Source organism: Haloterrigena alkaliphila, assembly GCF_017352155.2.
Lineage (GTDB): Archaea > Halobacteriota > Halobacteria > Halobacteriales > Natrialbaceae > Haloterrigena > Haloterrigena alkaliphila.
On the sequence record NZ_CP071462.1, the window covers coordinates 897835 to 911018 of the forward strand.

Annotated in this window: 13 protein-coding genes and 1 pseudogene; 7 read left to right on the top strand and 7 right to left on the bottom strand. The window is 69.0% G+C overall.

The annotated features are described in order from the left end of the window. Positions 1-123: 123 nt before the first annotated feature. On the bottom strand, positions 124-705 hold the full coding sequence (locus J0X25_RS23115; RefSeq protein ID WP_207289909.1) for a GNAT family N-acetyltransferase: 582 nt from the start codon (positions 703-705) through the stop codon (positions 124-126). A gap of 90 nt (positions 706-795) precedes the next feature. Beyond that, on the bottom strand, positions 796-2472 hold the full coding sequence (locus J0X25_RS23120) for a hypothetical protein (RefSeq protein ID WP_207289910.1): 1677 nt from the start codon (positions 2470-2472) through the stop codon (positions 796-798). A gap of 259 nt (positions 2473-2731) precedes the next feature. Here J0X25_RS23120 and J0X25_RS23125 point away from each other — a divergent pair, with 259 nt between their 5' ends. Next, the gene (locus J0X25_RS23125) at positions 2732-3520 is read left to right on the top strand and encodes an ABC transporter ATP-binding protein (RefSeq protein ID WP_207289911.1); all 789 of its coding nucleotides are present in this window, start codon (positions 2732-2734) and stop codon (positions 3518-3520) included. A 42-nt stretch (positions 3521-3562) separates the two neighbouring features. On the opposite strand, the gene J0X25_RS23130 is transcribed toward J0X25_RS23125, so the two are convergent. Continuing rightward, positions 3563-3937 carry a cupin domain-containing protein gene (locus J0X25_RS23130; protein WP_207289912.1) on the bottom strand — a complete coding sequence of 125 codons (375 nt, stop codon included), beginning with the start codon at positions 3935-3937 and terminating at the stop codon, positions 3563-3565. Positions 3938-4095: 158 nt separating this feature from the next. Here J0X25_RS23130 and folP point away from each other — a divergent pair, with 158 nt between their 5' ends. Next, a complete protein-coding gene (gene folP, locus J0X25_RS23135) occupies positions 4096-6669 on the top strand; it encodes a dihydropteroate synthase (protein ID WP_207289913.1) in 2574 nt (857 codons plus the stop codon). 144 nt (positions 6670-6813) lie between these two features. After that, positions 6814-7575: a prolipoprotein diacylglyceryl transferase gene (locus J0X25_RS23140; RefSeq protein WP_207289914.1), complete on the top strand. Its 762-nt coding sequence runs from the start codon at positions 6814-6816 to the stop codon at positions 7573-7575. Between the two features lie 82 nt (positions 7576-7657). Here the strand turns inward: J0X25_RS23140 and J0X25_RS23145 are convergent, their stop codons facing one another. Continuing rightward, positions 7658-7918 carry a hypothetical protein gene (locus tag J0X25_RS23145; RefSeq protein ID WP_207289915.1) on the bottom strand — a complete coding sequence of 87 codons (261 nt, stop codon included), beginning with the start codon at positions 7916-7918 and terminating at the stop codon, positions 7658-7660. 204 nt (positions 7919-8122) lie between these two features. Here J0X25_RS23145 and J0X25_RS23150 point away from each other — a divergent pair, with 204 nt between their 5' ends. Continuing rightward, the gene (locus J0X25_RS23150; RefSeq protein WP_207289916.1) at positions 8123-9229 is read left to right on the top strand and encodes an aldo/keto reductase; all 1107 of its coding nucleotides are present in this window, start codon (positions 8123-8125) and stop codon (positions 9227-9229) included. A 58-nt stretch (positions 9230-9287) separates the two neighbouring features. On the opposite strand, the gene J0X25_RS23155 is transcribed toward J0X25_RS23150, so the two are convergent. Together J0X25_RS23155 and J0X25_RS23160 are read right to left on the bottom strand one after the other, a co-directional pair. Beyond that, positions 9288-9560 (bottom strand): hypothetical protein, encoded by a 273-nt coding sequence (locus J0X25_RS23155; protein ID WP_207289917.1) that lies wholly within the window; start codon positions 9558-9560, stop codon positions 9288-9290. A gap of 119 nt (positions 9561-9679) precedes the next feature. Next, positions 9680-10450: an SDR family oxidoreductase gene (locus tag J0X25_RS23160; protein WP_207289918.1), complete on the bottom strand. Its 771-nt coding sequence runs from the start codon at positions 10448-10450 to the stop codon at positions 9680-9682. Positions 10451-10674: 224 nt separating this feature from the next. On the opposite strand from J0X25_RS23160, the gene J0X25_RS23165 reads away from it, so the two are divergent. The 3 genes and pseudogenes from J0X25_RS23165 to J0X25_RS23175 all read left to right on the top strand — a co-directional run bounded on the left by J0X25_RS23165 (position 10675) and on the right by J0X25_RS23175 (position 11703). Further along, a complete protein-coding gene (locus tag J0X25_RS23165; protein ID WP_207289919.1) occupies positions 10675-10845 on the top strand; it encodes a DUF7560 family zinc ribbon protein in 171 nt (56 codons plus the stop codon). Between the two features lie 61 nt (positions 10846-10906). After that, positions 10907-11122: pseudogene (locus J0X25_RS23170) on the top strand (bile acid:sodium symporter family protein); the annotation flags it as partial. A 122-nt stretch (positions 11123-11244) separates the two neighbouring features. Further along, positions 11245-11703 carry an NUDIX hydrolase gene (locus tag J0X25_RS23175; protein ID WP_207289920.1) on the top strand — a complete coding sequence of 153 codons (459 nt, stop codon included), beginning with the start codon at positions 11245-11247 and terminating at the stop codon, positions 11701-11703. Positions 11704-11725: 22 nt separating this feature from the next. Here the strand turns inward: J0X25_RS23175 and J0X25_RS23180 are convergent, their stop codons facing one another. After that, the gene (locus J0X25_RS23180) at positions 11726-13165 is read right to left on the bottom strand and encodes a ribonuclease FAU-1 family protein (RefSeq protein WP_207289921.1); all 1440 of its coding nucleotides are present in this window, start codon (positions 13163-13165) and stop codon (positions 11726-11728) included. Between the last annotated feature and the right edge of the window lie 19 nt (positions 13166-13184).

Sequence of the window (13184 nt, forward strand, 5' to 3'; positions counted from 1 at the left end):
CTCCGAGAACTATTTACTTAGTTCGGATCTATATAGATGCTGTCGGCTACGTTCCGCTCTCGAGGGATCGGTGATCCGCTGGCGATCGATTTTCCGAGACGAGGGCGGGCCGTCGTCCCCCGGTCAGGCCGGTCGAACCGACCGGTGGGTGAACGGCCCGATCCTGACGTAGCGCCGACGGCGACGCGGTTCGAAGCCGCGGCGCTCGAACAGGGCCCGGGAGGGGCTGTTGTCGAGCGCGACCAGCGCGGTGGCGCGCTCGGCGCCGCGTTCGCTGGCCATCCGGCAGGCCGCCTCGACCATCGCCGTCGCGATGCCGCGGTTCCGGTGGTCCGGCGCGACGAAGACGCGCCGGATGTACGCCCCCTCGAACGCCAGCGTCCGCTCGAGCGGGTGAATCTCGTGGGTCGGGTCGATCGAGCAAAACAGGTATCCGCGGGGTCGCCCGTCCTCGAGCGCGGCGACGACCAGTTCGCCGGGCGCGAGTTCGTCGACGGGCGCGTCCAGCGGCGCCACCCGCGAGGGATCGCAGCTCTCGACTGCGTACTCGGTCGCTCCGCCGTCGACGGACGTGTGCTCTTCCGTCGCGTCCTCGAGCGCGGCGACGTACTCGATCATCACCGTCGCGGTGAGTCCGACCCGTGCGAGGGCGTCGTAGACGGCGCGACCGTACCGGTTTCGCGTCAGTCCCCACAGCGGTGGCATCGGGAGTGGATTTCTCGGCGGTCGGGATAAGGTATCGGGTCGACGACAGCAGCGCGGCGTGACCGCAGGGTTCGGAGCGGTTCCTCCGGGCTACTCGAGCGTGTACCAGTCGAAGCGCTCGACCGCGTAGAGGTACGAGACGACCGGTGCGAGCAGGCCGCCAATGAGGACCGCCCACGCGGTGAGCGTGATCCCGCGGGCGGAGACCGACACCGTCGGCGTGGGCGCCCAGGTCGAGACCGCCTCGAGCGTGCCGGCGATCAGTTCGGGCGAGTCGACGTAGAGCACGAGCGCGGCGACCGCCGGGAGCATGATCGCGAGCGAGTAGATGATGAAGGCAGTTTTGCTCGGCATCACCGCCTCGCGGTTGTTCGTGACCTTGACGCTGCCGAAGCGGGGGACGACGGTTCCGATCCCCGACGCGAGCGCCGGGGTCACGACGGCACCGACGGTGGTGGCCGCGACCAGCGCGGCCGTCCGCTCGAACGAGAGCGGACTGACGACCCCGAGGGCCAGCGAGACGAGGAAAGCGATTGGCGCGGCGACGAGCGCCCCGGCGACCACCAGCCCCGTGATCGCTTGCCGACCGGAGATGGTCGAGGTCATCACGGCCGGCAGTCCCCGGCCGAGATCGCCCAGCGGGTTGAGCGTGAACAGGGCGCCGGCGGCCCAGACGACGTACAGCGAGAGGATGACCGCCACGTGGGTGGGGACCGTCCCGGTCTGGACGATCTCCTGGATGAACGCGATCATCCCGAACAGCGGATAGGCGGCGTAGGCCAACCGGATCGGTGCTCGCTTGGTCCGGCGAATCGCCGTGACCGTCACCGATCGAATCGGTCGTGGAAGGCCCCGTGAGAGGACCCCATCGAGATCGAATCGACTCGACGCGGTCTCGTCCCCGCTCTCCGTCGATTCCTCGCTGTCCTCGAAGCGGGCGGGATCGGCGAACCAGTGTCGTCCCGCGGCGACGACGGCGAGACCGAACGCGGCCGTGCTGAGGACCGCCGTCCCGGCGACCGTGCCGGCGATCGCGAGACTCGAGGCGGGGACGTTCGGGACGCCGGCCAGCAGGATGTGGCCGGGCCAGCCCAGCGGGCTGTCCTGCAGGGCCGTGAACAGCCGCGAGACGACGAGATCGAAGCCGCCCGTGATGATCGCACCGAAGTAGAGCACCCAGAAGCCGACGAACACGAGCACCCGATAGCGGGCGATCGGTTCGTAGACGGTGACCAGATGTTTGATACAGATCCCGATCAGGAACCCGATCGGAACGGCCGTCACGAGCAACAGGCAGACCAGCAGCGGGGCGAGGAGGGCAGGGAGGATCGTCCCTGCACCGTAGGCGAACGCGCCCCCGAGCAGTATCGCACCCGGGACGAACCAGACCGCGAACATGAGGATCTCGGCGCCGATGAGGCCGACCGTGACGTTCCGGAGCGACGTCGACGTGAGCAGGAACGCCGGCTTATCCGGATCGGCAGCCGTCGTAAACGCCCGAATGGCCGTCAGGAAGACCAGAAAGATCCAGCCGACCGCGATGCCTCCCGAGACGAGATCCGTCGCCAGCGAGGCGTCCGCCGCGGAGATCCCCTCGGCGAACCGTTCGCCGAGTTCGGGAAGCAGATAGCCGGCGGCGGCCGAGACGATGCCGATCAGGAACAGCGCGAGCAGCGCCATCGTGACCAGCTTCGTCCGGTCGTTCGAGACCGCTCGAGTCGTCCGCCGGAACTCCGTTCGAGCGACGAGAAGCGACGTCCGGACCATCAGCGATCACCTCCGACTCGCGACCGAGGTGGCGTGTCAGGGACCATGGTCGGGAGCGCGTCGTGCATCCGGAAAATAATTTGGATTTTGTCATGCTACGGGTCCGGTCGAGCGGACCGGATTCCCGCGACGCTCGCAGCCCGACGGCGACCGCGACGCTCGAACCTCTGGCGACGCTTGCGACCTGGAGGGACCCGACGGTGGGCCGTAGTCGCGAGAAATGACATACCTTTAATTATATTCGGGCGAAGGAAATCGTATGAGCCCTGCCGACGCCCCCGCCATCGAGACCGACGGGCTGACGAAACGCTACGGCGAGACGACCGCCGTCTCGGACCTGACGATGACCGTCGACCGCGGGACCGTCTACGGCTTTCTGGGACCCAACGGCGCGGGGAAGACGACGACGATGCGGATGCTGACGACGCTGGTGCGACCGACCGCGGGCACGGCACGGGTCGTCGGTAATCCGATCACGGACCGCGAGTCCGTCACGCCCCACATCGGCTACCTCCCGGAGGAGCCGCCGATCTACGACGAACTCACCGGCCGCGAACAGCTCGAGTACGCCGCCGGCCTGCGCGATCTGCCGGAGGCGGAGTCGTCCGAGCGGATCGAATCGATGCTCGAGCGGTTCGACCTGCTCGAGGACGCCGACCGCCGCATCGAGGGCTACTCGAAGGGGATGCGCCAGAAGGTCGGCGTCATCCAGGCCGTGTTGCACGAACCCGCCGTGGCCTTCCTCGACGAACCGACGAGCGGACTCGATCCCCGCGCCGCCCGGACGATGCGGGACACGATCGCCGACCTCGCGGATCAGCGGATGACCATCTTCCTCTCGACGCACATCCTCCCCGTCGTCGACGAACTGGCCGACGAAATCGGGGTCCTCCACGACGGCGAACTGGTCGCGCAGGGCGACCCCGAGACGCTGAAATCGCGCGCCGAGACCGGCGAGGCTCGCAGTCTGGAGGACGCGTTCCTCGAGATCACCCAGGAGACCCCCGAGCAGCCGTCAGAACCGTCGGCCGGGGCGCCGGCGGAGTGACGCCAGCCGTCGGAACCGTCGGCCGAGTGACGCCGGCAGTCTTCAAGCCGGATCGAAGACCCCGCGTCGAAGCCCCTCTCGAACGGGGTCGTGTTCGGCGTCGGTCGGCGGCGGACTCGTGACGAGCAACGCCTCGAGTCGCTCGTCGGCTGCGGCCCGCACGCCGCGGTCGACGTCGGCCGGAACCGCGATCACGTCCCCGGGTTCGACCGCGTGCTCGGCGTCGCCCTCGCGGACGAGTCCCCGCCCGGACCGGACGTGAATCGCGACGTCGCTGCCCGGGGCGTGAACCGGAATGAACTGCCCCGGCTCGAAGTAGCCGAGCACGACCTTCTGTCGGTCGCTCTCGAAGACGGTTCGTGCGGTGAATCGATCGTCGTCGTACGTTCGTTCGGCGTCGAAATCGGTGGCTGGCATCGTTTTTCCTCCTCGGTTTAGGTGGACCTAAACCCGTGGTAGATGGATACGCGTCTCCACGGATCGGTGTTCCCCCGAACGTGTTCCCTGCGCCGGACTCGAGGGGGCCGGGGACTCGAGTCCGACATTCCTAAGCGCGCGGACTCTGTGGTTCGGGTATGGAGTATCACGAGGCGGCGGACTTTTTATTCGATCTGCGGCGGTTCCGTCCGAAACCCGGGACGGAATCGACGGCGCGGCTGCTGGCCCACCTCGGCGACCCCCACGAGACGGTCGATTTCGTCCAGATCGCCGGCTCCAACGGAAAGGGGAGCACGGCGCGGATGGTCGAACGCAGCCTCCGAGAGGCCGGCCTCTCCGTCGGCCTCTACACCTCGCCGCACCTCGAGGACCTCCGCGAACGGGTCCGCGTCGACGGGCGCAAGATCCCCCGCTCTGCGGTCTGTGCGTACGTCGAGGCCGCTCGCGACTACGTCACCGACCGCGCCGCCGACGGCGAGTCGCCCACCTTCTTCGAGACGATGACCGCGATGGCCCTCTGGCAGTTCGGCCGCGAGGACGTCGACGTGGCCGTCCTCGAGGTCGGCATCGGCGGCAAGTACGACGCCACGAGCGTCGTCGATCCGGTCGCGAGCGCGGTGACCAGCGTCACGCTCGAGCACACGGGCATCCTGGGCGATACCGAGGAAGAGATCGCCCGCGACAAGGCTCACGTCGCCCCGGCCGACGCGCCGCTGGTGACCGGCGTCACGGGCGGCGCCCTCGAGGCGGTCCGCGACGTCGCCGGCGACGTGGTGACGGTCGGCGTCTCGGACGCGGACGGGAGCGAGGACGGGAACGCCGAGCCGGACGTCCGGGTCACCTACGGCGGCCGCGCCAACCACACCGAGGCCGCCGTCACCGTCGAATCCGACGACTGGCGCCTCGAGACCCGGATCCCGCTGCCGGGCGCCCACCAGGCCGAGAACGCGGGGATCGCGGCCGTGCTGGCCCGGCAGGTCGCCGACATCTCGGACGAAGACCTGGCTCGCGGACTGCGAAACGCCCACTGGCCGGGCCGGTTCGAAGTGATCGAGACCGATCCGCTGGTGATTCTGGACGGCGCGCACAACCCCGGCGCCTGCGAACCGCTCGCGGCGACGCTCGCGACCTACGACTACGACCGCCTCTCGCTGGTCTTCGGCGCGATGCACGACAAGGACCACCGCGAGATGGCCGCGGCGCTGCCGACGCCCGACTCCGTATTCGCGAGCGAACCGTCGCTCGACCGCGCCGAGGATCGGGACGTGCTCGCGGCGGTCTTCCGGGACGCCGGGGTCGACGACGTGCGGACGACCCCGACCGTTCGGGGGGGCCTCGAGACCGCGCTGGCCGACGCCGACGCGGACGACTGCGTGCTCGTCACCGGATCGCTGTTCGCGGTCGCGGAGGCCCGCTCGCGCTGGACGAGCGCCGGCGTGCCCAAACGGATTCGGGACCGCGAGGACGCCCGCGACGCGCTCGCGAAGGCGGACGTTCCGGACGCGGACGGCTCCCGCCTGCAGGACGACGCCGTCCACCGCGTGGTCAAACGCTCGATGGGCGCCCGGCAGGCGACGGCGGTCAAACAGGAACTGCTGCGCCTCGGCGGCGAGTGCGCCCTCTCGGGGCGCCAGCGCGAGGAGGAGCGCGTCGACGCCGTGCTGATGGGGACCCGATCGCAGTTCGAGCGCCTCCTCGAGACGCTCGAGTCGGGGGCCGACGACCGGTCGGCCGACACGGCGGCCCTCGCGGCGGACCTCCGGGAGACGCTCGGATTCGACCCGGAAGACGCGAGCGCGGCGTCGAACGCGGATACGGTCGTGGCCGCTGACGCGGACGCGAGCACGGCGAGTTCGGCCAGTACAGTGGATTCGAGCGACGCGAGTTCGCGCTACCCGTGGCACGACCGCACCGCGGTGATGGGCATCCTCAACGTCACGCCCGACAGCTTCCACGACGGCGGCGAGTACGCCGGCCTCGAGGACGCCGCGGCCCGCGCCGAAGCCATGATCGAGGCGGGCGTCGACGTGATCGACGTCGGCGGCGAGTCGACCCGGCCCGGCGCCGATCCCGTCCCCACCGAGGAGGAGATCGACCGCGTCGTCCCCGTCGTCGAGCGGATCGCCGGTCTCGACGCGCTGGTCTCGATCGATACCCGGAAAGCCGCCGTCGCCGAGGCCGCCCTCGAGGCCGGCGCCGATATTATCAACGACGTCTCGGGGCTCGAGGACCCCGAGATGCGGTTCGTCGTCGCCGACCACGACGCGGCGCTGGTCGTGATGCACAGCATCGACGCGCCGGTCGTGCCGGGCCGGGACGTCGAGTACGATGACGTCGTCGAGGACGTCATCGACCAGCTCTCCGAGCGGGTTCTGCTCGCCGAAAAGGCCGGAGTCGACCGCGAGGACATCGTCGTCGACCCCGGGATCGGCTTCGGCAAGTCCGCCCGCGAGGCCTTCGAGATGCTCGGCCGGACCGACGAGTTCCACGCGCTGGGCTGTCCGGTCCTGATCGGCCACTCCCACAAGTCGATGTTCGCCCACGTCGACCGCGAGGCCGGCGAGCGCGGGGCGGCGACCGTCGCGGCGAGTGCGATCGCGGCCGACCGCGGCGCCGACGTCGTCCGGATTCACGACGTTCCCGAGAACGTCGCCGCGGTCCGGACGGCCCTGGCGGCGCGGGATCCGGAGCGGTTCGACTGGCGGCCCTGATCGCGGTGATCGATCGGCGTTCGGTCGGCTCACGGCGGCGACCGACCGTCGTCCCGCCGACAGTCAGTTTCAGTTGCCGGTCCAAGGTTCAACCGTCCGGAGCGAGTACTGCCATCGAGCGCAGCGAGCGCGGAGGATCATCCAATGTCTGAGGAACCCGATCACGATCTGGCGACGGAACTCCCGACGGACGCGGTGGAGAAACTCGACGAATACGACGCGAAAGAGCCGGTGGAGGCGGTCACGTCGGCCGTCGGCGGCGACAGGAAGACCGTGCTGGCGCTGCTCGGCGGCGGCGTGTTGCTCCTGTCGGCGCTCAAATCGCTCCGGAAGGGACGGTTGCGCGGCGTTCTGAAGGCTGGCGCCGCGGCCGGCCTGCTCCGCTACGGGCTCCGGAACCGCGGCTCGAGCGAGCCCGAGACGTTCGAGCCGACGTTTGACGAGATCGAGGGCGGAAGCGACGAGAAGGACGTCTCCGATGCGGCCCACGCGGCGGCCGATCGCCCCGACTCCGGGCAGGAATCCCAGATCGACGCCGAGGGCGACGTCCACGAGTCGGCACAGCTCGGCGACGAGGGCGAGACGGGCTCGCGCGTCGAGTTCACCGACGACACGGATATGGAAGAGACGCGAACGAAACCGGATTCCGTCGGCGACGAAGAGGATCCCCGCCGGGACACGGACGAAGACGGCGACGAGCCGGTCGAGGTCGACGTCTCCGATACGGCCATGGCCGAGGAGACCAGCGAGGCGACGGGCCCCGATCCGGAACAGGCCCAGCCCGCCCAGACCGACGCGATCGAACCCGAGGAGACCCCCGACGCGGACGCCTCGGACATGAAAGTCGAACCGGGCGAGGAGGCCGACAGCACCGACGAAGACGAGTCCGAGGACGAGGAGGAGTAACGTCGAGTCGCGCGAGACGTCGATCCGTCTTTTTCCGGTAGCGTACCCTCCTCGAACGTGGTCGAGCGCGCTTACGGTTCGACTACGAGCGGCGGCGCTCCCGGGCGCCCTCCTCACGGGCCGCCTCCCGAGCCGACTGCCAGCCGAAGAGAATGGATGCGGGAAGGGCGATCGCGACGACCGCGAGCAGGAGGCCGGCGATCGCCGTCCAGCGAGGAATGTGGCCCACGTCGAGCGATGGGGCGGTGACGGTCTCGAGGACGACGACCGCCGCGGCCCCGATCGCGACGAGCGTGAACAGGAGGACGGCGAGCTCGATGAGTCGGGTCCCGGAATCGGCCATACCCGCGCTTGTCAGTACGCGGGCATAACGGTTCGGATCAGGTGCGTCCGAATCGGGTGCGTCCGGATCGGGTGCGTCGGCGGGTCCGGTAGCGATCCCGCGTCGATGGAATCGGTCTCGAGCGACGACGACTCCCCATCGATTTCGGGATCCGAAATGCGGCATTCCCCACACGATAAGTTCCCTCGATCCGAACGCGTGCACATGCACTACCGGGAACTCGGCGACTCCGGCGTCGAGGTCAGCGAAGTCGGGTTCGGCGCGTGGGTCGTCGGTACCGACTGGTGGGGCGACCGCTCCGAGGACGACGCTCTCGAAATGGTCCGCTACGCCGTCGAGCAGGGGATCACCTACTTCGACACCGGCGACGTCTACGGCCACGGCCGCAGCGAGGAGTTACTGGGGCGGGCCCTCTCGGGGGTCCGAGACGAGGTGATCATCGCCACCAAAGTCGGCTACGACTTCTACGATAACCCGCAGGCCGGCCACGGCGAACTGCCCAAGAAGATAGACCCGGACTACCTGCGCGAGGCCGTCGAGAAGAGCCTCGAGCGCCTCGGCGTCGACCACGTCGACGTCCTCCAGTTACACAACGCCGACGTCAACGAGATGACCCCTGACGTGCTCGAACTCCTCGACGAACTCGAGGAGGAGGGCGTGATCGACGCGACCGGCCTCGCGCTGGGCCCCTCGATCGGTTGGCTCGCGGAGGGTGACATGGCCATCGAGGAAGAGTTCGATTCCGTCCAACTGGTGTGGAACCTGCTCGAGCAGGAGGTCGGTACCCACTTCCTCGAGACGATCGATCGGACCGGCTCGTCGACGAGCCTGATCCCCCGCGTGCCTCACTCCTCGGGGATTCTCAACGAACAGGTGACGCCCGAGACCGAACTCGGCGAGGGCGACCACCGCGGCTTCCGCCCCGACGAGTGGTACGAGACCGGCTGGGAGAAACTCGAGAAACTTCGATTTCTCGAGCGCGCGGAGCGTGACTCCGCGGACGGCTCGATCGGGCAGAGCCCGCGAGAGCGGGAGGGAGAACGAACGATGGGGCAGGCCTCGATCGCGTGGCTGCTCTCGCACGATCCCGTCGCGACCGTGACGCCGACGTTTCGGACGAAAGGCGACATCGACGAGTGGGCCGCCGCCAGCGACGTGCCGAAGCTCACCGACGAGGAGCTGGCCCGCGTCGCGGACCTCTACGCGAACGACTTCGACATCGACCGCGACGACGGGATGGACTCCCTGCGCTCGTCGGTCGACGGCGCCGACATCGAGTCCGCTGGCCTGGACGAGCTCGCGGCCGACTGAGGCGGGCACAGCGATTTCGGCCACCGGACGGCGGCCGGGCGCTGATCCGGGAGTCAGCCTACTCCTCGCGTTCCGACCGCGAGAACCGAAACTCGAACTCGAGTTGCCCGTCCGTTTTCACGTTCACGCCGCCGAGGCGGTCCGAGAGCTGTTCTCGAGCCTGCGAACTGGGTTCGACGGTGACCGAGACGCTGTCGCTGTTCGCGTTGTACGTCACGTTACCAACCGTGACGTCGAACTCGAAACACTTCGGGACTTCCTCGCGCAGGTGCGCCCGAACGTCCTCGACGTCCGCCCGAACGTCGGCCATTTCGTCGTTCAAAGTCGACATCGACGGGAGTAGTTCGTGGGGAACGTTAACGATTCACCTTGAATGTTCGACGGTCTCCCCTCGAGCGCGACGACGGACCACGGCGCCGAGTCCGCGACGAGAGCGAGGGCCGTCTCGAGTCACCCGAACTGCCTGCCCAGCCACGCGTCCCACGTCACCGTTCCGACGGTCCGATCGGGACAGCAGGCCGCCCCGGAGCGGAATCCGGCGGCGACCGATCCCGGCAGCGGGAGGCGGACGATCGGTCGGCGCAGTCCTCGCGCGTCGCGATACGCCTCGGCGAGTTCGCGGACAGTCAGCACTTCGGGCCCGCCGACTTCGGGGACGCGGCCGGCCGCCTCCGTCGTCGCGCGCTCGACGATCGCGTCCGCGGCCTCGCCGACGTCGATCGGCTGGAGTCGAATCTCGGTCGGTAGGGGCCAGATCGGCACTCGAGCGACGGTCCCGAGCAGGTCGGCGACGAACGAGTGAAACTGGGTCGCGCGAACGATCGTCGAGGGGACCGGACTCGCGTCGACGGCCCGCTCGGCCGCCAGTTTGTGCTCGTAGTAGGAGAGGGGAATCTCGTCGACGCCGACGATCGAGACGTAGACGAAATTCGAGACGCCGGCCTCGGCGGCCGCCTCGAGCAGTCGTTCGGTGCCCCGGACGTCGACGGCCTCGGTGTCGCCCTGCGGCGCCGTAGCCGCGTGGACGACCGCGTCGACGTCCTCGAGGGCCTCGTCGATGCCGGTGCCGTCGACCAGATCCAGCGCGACCCACTCCGCGTCGTCGTCGGTCGCGGCCGGCGGCGAGCGACTCGCCGCGCGAACCGCGTGGCCCCCGCTCAGGAGCCGTGGCCGCACCGCCCGCCCGAGCGTGCCGGTCGCACCCGTTACCAGTGTTCGCATACCTCACTGTTGGCTCCGACGGATTGAATCAGTATCGGTGACATGTCTGCGAGGTGCCGTCGGCGATCGAACGGTGTCGTTCCGCTTCGACAGCCCCCGACTGGCCCCGCCTCGAGTACGGTCCGTTGTGCGGTTGCTGATCGGACGGTATATATCTCCCTCTATATCCGGGTAAATGCCATATCCCGGACTCGGACGTACTACTGTCAGGAGGAACACGGCTCATGACTACATACGAGTTTACCTGTCCGGACTGTCGACGAGCGATTCCGGTGACCGATCCGATGCGCGAGGCGACGATGGCGAACGGCTGTCCGGTCTGTGGCCGATCGGTCTCCGCCGACCACTTCGCGGGCGACAGCGTCGGTGGGCGTCGACGATCGCTCGAGTTATAGTACCGTGCGTGCTCGCAGTCGGGGGATCTCCGGTCGATGGCCGTCACGGACCTGACGGCACGAACGGACACGGGCCTGCGCGTTCGAAGTCGGCCTACGGAACTGTGGCCTCGCGGTGGCGCTGGCCGCGGCCCACTTCGGCGCCGGCACCGCGCTGATCCCGGCGCTGTTCAGCGTCTGGCACAACGTCTCCGGACCGGCGCTCGCGACGCTGTTTACCCACCTCGACGGCGACCGACCGGTCGAGGACGAAGAACCAGCAATCGTTTCGGACTAGCTACCACATCTCCTCGCTTGTCTACTGAGAACCCGATACACACTTCGTGTGTGCAATTATTCTCGTTCGCGTCTAACATCTCAGGTGGTACATTTTTGTGCGAGGAGGTGGTTTGTCGTTTCATGACCGACGTCACGTACGTTCGAAAAGCCTGCGCCTACATCACTCGAGGGACCGGCGAACTGCTGGTCTTCGAGGGGCCGGGCCACGACGGATTGCAGATTCCGAAGGGGACCCTCGAACCCGGTGAGTCCCCGCGAGAGGCGCTCCACAGAGAGGTCCGAGAGGAGAGCGGTTTAGCGACGCTGAGCGCGACGAATCACCTGACGACGGACGTCTGGACGCGCCGCGAGTCGCCGCCGAAGCGCTACGTCCGGCACTTCTTCCACGCGCGGGTCCACGAACTGCGCGACCGGTGGACCCACACCGTCACCGACGGCGGCGGGGAACACGGCGCCGAGTTCGACTTCCGCTGGGTCCAGCCGCCGACGAACAGCGAGTTCGCCCTCGACCTGGACGACTACGTCCACCTGCTGCCGAACGTTGCCGCGCCCGGCAACGCCGCGAGCGCCTCGGACTGAGCGTCGCCCGCGCCGTCTCCATCTACTTCGATAGCGCCCGTTCGACGGCCGCGGCGACGCTCGTCGCCTTCTCGGCCAGTTCTTCGGAGACGTGGCCGGCGTCGACCGCGGCCTCGAGTTCCTCGCGATCGACGATCTCGACCGTTCCGTCGACTCGAATCACGTCCACGTAGAGGTCGACGTACCGCGCCGCGCCGGGGAACAGTTCGACGGGGGTACAGACGTTGACGTACGTCCCCTTGGCCGTCCCGTTCTCGTCCCGGTAGGTTGTCGGATACCACCAGCGACCCTCGCGGAACTTCGTGACGGCGACGTCGCCGTCCTCCTTGGGAACGTCCAGCGCGTCGTAGCTGCCGCCCCCGCGCATCGAGCGCTCGAGGGTGATCGTTCCGTCGGCCCCCCAGTCGGTCACCTCACCGCGACCGAGCGAGATGAGGCGGCCGTCGGGCTTGCCGTGGCCGATCTCGATGCGGTCGCCCCTCGTCGGGCCGAACTGGCGGGTGACGGCGGTGAACGGGAAGTCGACGTCGGTTCCGTCGCCGTCCGTCCCACTCGGCGACTCGCAGACCGCTTCCGCGAAGTCCACCGCCGCGCTCGCGGCCCGGTCGGCGGCCTTCGTCCGGTGGTGGCCCGCCATCGTCGGCGCCACGGCCCGCCGCTGCTCGTCCAGCGCGAAGCGCGACTCGCGGCCGAACCAGAACCACGCCGTCGACCGCGGCGCGGCGAGTTTCCGCGGTTCGCCCGGATCCTCGGGTACGTCCTCGAGCGCGGCCTCGAGCGATCGCACGCGTTCGACCCCGCGTTCGAGCGCGGCGCTCATCGCCTCGAGGTCGGCGTCGGCGGCCGCGTGCTGCCAGCGAACGCCCCAGCCGTCGGGGACGTCGACCGACAGCAGGTCGGTCATGCCGACGAGTTCGTCGGCCGCCTCGCCCCGCAGCGCCGCCGACACGCCCGTTCGGTCCCGCGAGAGCGTGCAGAGTCCGCCCTGAACCTCGAGCGTGGGCGCGACCCGCGGTCGGTCGTCGTCCCACGGCGGCGCGGGATCGGTCACCTGCACCCGGTACCGGTTCCCCTCGTCGACGTAGCCGTCGACGTCGTCGTAGGGCAGGTAGCCCCGGCGGCCGTCCCCGAGGTCGACCACCGCACCGCCACCGCCGCCGGCCTCGAGCACCTCGCAGTCGAAGACCGCGCCGCGGGGGGCGCCGGCGTCCCAGCGGAAGGTATCGATCGCGAGGGACTCGAGTTCGCCCGCGACGGCGTCGACCGCCTCGGGGTCGCCGGAGAGTCCCACGCCCTGCCGGTCGCGGGTCGTCTCGATCGAGACGTCGGCCGGCGCGGTCTCGAAGGCCTCGTCGAATCGCTCCCGGATGGGGTCGGAGGCCTGGACGATCTCGTGGCCCCGGTCGCCGAGCAGTCGGGTGATCGCGGTCGTGTAGATGCCGCGGACGCGCGCCGTCGTCATCGTCGATCCTCCATCCGTC

Excerpts from the sequence above, each read along its gene's own strand:
- J0X25_RS23115 (WP_207289909.1), bottom strand. The coding sequence starts at position 705 with ATGCCACCGCTGTGGGGACTGACGCGAAACCGGTACGGTCGCGCCGTC.
- J0X25_RS23120 (WP_207289910.1), bottom strand. The coding sequence starts at position 2,472 with ATGGTCCGGACGTCGCTTCTCGTCGCTCGAACGGAGTTCCGGCGGACG.
- J0X25_RS23125 (WP_207289911.1), top strand. The coding sequence starts at position 2,732 with ATGAGCCCTGCCGACGCCCCCGCCATCGAGACCGACGGGCTGACGAAA.
- J0X25_RS23130 (WP_207289912.1), bottom strand. The coding sequence starts at position 3,937 with ATGCCAGCCACCGATTTCGACGCCGAACGAACGTACGACGACGATCGA.
- folP (WP_207289913.1), top strand. The coding sequence starts at position 4,096 with ATGGAGTATCACGAGGCGGCGGACTTTTTATTCGATCTGCGGCGGTTC.
- J0X25_RS23140 (WP_207289914.1), top strand. The coding sequence starts at position 6,814 with ATGTCTGAGGAACCCGATCACGATCTGGCGACGGAACTCCCGACGGAC.
- J0X25_RS23145 (WP_207289915.1), bottom strand. The coding sequence starts at position 7,918 with ATGGCCGATTCCGGGACCCGACTCATCGAGCTCGCCGTCCTCCTGTTC.
- J0X25_RS23150 (WP_207289916.1), top strand. The coding sequence starts at position 8,123 with ATGCACTACCGGGAACTCGGCGACTCCGGCGTCGAGGTCAGCGAAGTC.
- J0X25_RS23155 (WP_207289917.1), bottom strand. The coding sequence starts at position 9,560 with ATGTCGACTTTGAACGACGAAATGGCCGACGTTCGGGCGGACGTCGAG.
- J0X25_RS23160 (WP_207289918.1), bottom strand. The coding sequence starts at position 10,450 with ATGCGAACACTGGTAACGGGTGCGACCGGCACGCTCGGGCGGGCGGTG.
- J0X25_RS23165 (WP_207289919.1), top strand. The coding sequence starts at position 10,675 with ATGACTACATACGAGTTTACCTGTCCGGACTGTCGACGAGCGATTCCG.
- J0X25_RS23175 (WP_207289920.1), top strand. The coding sequence starts at position 11,245 with ATGACCGACGTCACGTACGTTCGAAAAGCCTGCGCCTACATCACTCGA.
- J0X25_RS23180 (WP_207289921.1), bottom strand. The coding sequence starts at position 13,165 with ATGACGACGGCGCGCGTCCGCGGCATCTACACGACCGCGATCACCCGA.